Source organism: Pseudomonas sp. S44 (genome assembly GCF_016624805.1).
GTDB lineage: Bacteria > Pseudomonadota > Gammaproteobacteria > Pseudomonadales > Pseudomonadaceae > Aquipseudomonas > Aquipseudomonas machongensis.
In genome coordinates this window covers 1-2313 of the sequence record NZ_JACVTY010000063.1, presented here as the reverse complement: position 1 = coordinate 2313, position 2313 = coordinate 1, and the positions used below count along the sequence as shown (strand labels likewise).

1 pseudogene is annotated in these 2313 nt (G+C 52.3%); it reads right to left on the bottom strand.

Going from position 1 to position 2313, the window contains the following annotated elements:
* Nucleotides 1–494: 494 nt before the first annotated feature.
* Nucleotides 495–2313, bottom strand: a pseudogene (locus IAE40_RS25535) (DUF637 domain-containing protein); the annotation flags it as partial.

Sequence of the window (2313 nt, the reverse complement as noted above, 5' to 3'; positions counted from 1 at the left end):
GACAGCTTGTCCTTGCTGGCGATGGCGTTGTCCATCAGGTAGCGGAACAGCTTCTCGTCGGCGGCCTGGCCGGCGAGGAAGCATTGGCCGGGGCGGGTTAGGCTGCCTCTACTTTCGCCCGTGCACTTAATAATGGAGCTATGTAGCTCTGCGACGCATTAAATTGCTCACACTAGGTCAATGCAGGCATGCTTCACTTAAGTTTGAAACCTTGAGACTCAAGCAATCCACGCTCGGAAATTACTTCGGAATTTACTTCCCACCGCCCCATTTGAAATATGAAGCAAGACATATCCCAAACCAGACAGGGACCGCATAGGCTAGAAATCCAGGAAACACGCCGGAAATATCAGTCCAGCCAAAATGCCATGTGTCATATTTAAAATACAGGGCTATAGCCCCTAAAAAATTTGATACGACCCCTCCAAAGAAAAACAAAACAACCAAATAGACTAAAAATAGTATATAAGCTTGAAACCTCGACTTGGGTTTCATTATTTGCTATCTCCTATTGATCCTATCTTGCCACCTGTAGCTTCGGAAATCTGAGACCCCAAAGAGGCACCTACAATTTCAGAATAACTTCCGAGATACGGCTTCAATTTATCAGTTACAACTTGCCCACTTTTCAAACCCACAGCACCGCCGATGGCCGCACCTAAAACTGGATATATTGGACTATCACCTTTAATCAAGCTCCCTAAAAATGCCCCTCCCGTGCCTGCACCAATAGTGAATGCGACCCCGCGACCTTGAGTTGCGCCACCCACAGTGGTAGCAATGGCGGCATCCACATAACTAAACGGTTTATCCGTAGACAATTGATAGCTAATGTTAGCACCACCGCCAATGACACCGCCCATTGCTGCGCCAGCAAGTCCTGCCGGGGGCGATATAGTCGCGCCTAACACAGCCGGAGTATACACCCAACCAGCTACATAATCATGGCCCGGGCCTTTGTACCCATCGCTTCTAGCCAAGGACTGGAGCGCATCAGAAATCTGCTCGGGTGTCTTGCCTTGCTCAGCCATATATGCTCCTAAGCTAGCAGCTTCCGCCCCCCAACTTCCCCCGGGATGTAAAAAGTCATTATAGCGCTGAGCGTTTCCAGCCACCCAACTGGCGGTTTCAGGGTTCCCATTACCCAGGGCTCCTGCCAAAACCCCAATAATCTGGGCGGTCGCCACCTTGAACTGGTCGTCCGTAGCAAACCGTGAATCGAGATACTTGCCTAGACCTGCACTTGTAGCCGCCGTGAGCCCCTGCGCTGCCGCACCTGCCAGTGCCCCTGTTTTGAAGTCTCCTCCCTTGGCGGATGACAGCGCACCACCCAAGACTGCGTGCATCAGGATTTTTTGTGCAGAGCCAGGACTGACGTTGAGATAATCAGCCAAATCACCGACCTGTTTATTACCGAAGGCCGCCGCCAAATCCAATCCTTCAGACACAGCAGCAGCCCCAAGATTATCTTTGAAGCTGCCTCCATTTATCGCTGTGTTCACACTGCCAGCGACCAAAGCGTGCGTGCTGCTACGAAGGATGTTCTGGCTGACCGAATTCCAATCCAACATACCAGAGCTATACCCTGGATTATTGATGCCACTGGCACTCAGAACCAACGGGCCATCGGGATTCCACCCCGCAACTGCTGTGTCTATTCCACTCAAAATTCCGCTTGTCACCATCTGCGTAGCGTATCCCTTTATGGCCTTGCTGCTGGTTGCCGCTTTTAGGCCAGCACCAATGTCTCCACCACCGTTTATGGTTCCTACTGCAAAGTTACTGGCCATGGCACCTGCAAGAGGACCAAGGTAGACGCTCGCGACGATCGAAATAATCAGGGCGGGTGCTGCTCCCAGCCCTGAATTTTTGTAATCCCAACTGTCGTGAATTTCTTTTACTACGCGCCAATCCACTTGTCCGCTGGCCTCGGCCTGCTTGATCCACGCCAGCTGGGGTTCTGCTCGGACCATTGCATCAATCGTTTAGCTGACGGTGTTTTGGTCAATTTGCTTAATATCAATATTTATTTTGCCAGCGGCCCGAATCGCCAATTCCCCCTGGGTTACCATCAAGGTCTGGCGCAGCGTCTCATCCGTACTTCCCTTACCTTGGGCACTGTTCCACGCCAGGTTCGACTTGCTCTTCTCGTGACTCTCCTGATGCAGGTCCTTGACCGCCTCGAAAGTCACCGCACCGCCACTGTCGATGGTCAGGTCATTACCCGAGGCGAGCTTCGCCCCTTGGTACAGCTGATCGCCGCCGCTCTTGAGCGTCAGATCACCACCGCTGCTGACTTCGCTGCCCACCGCC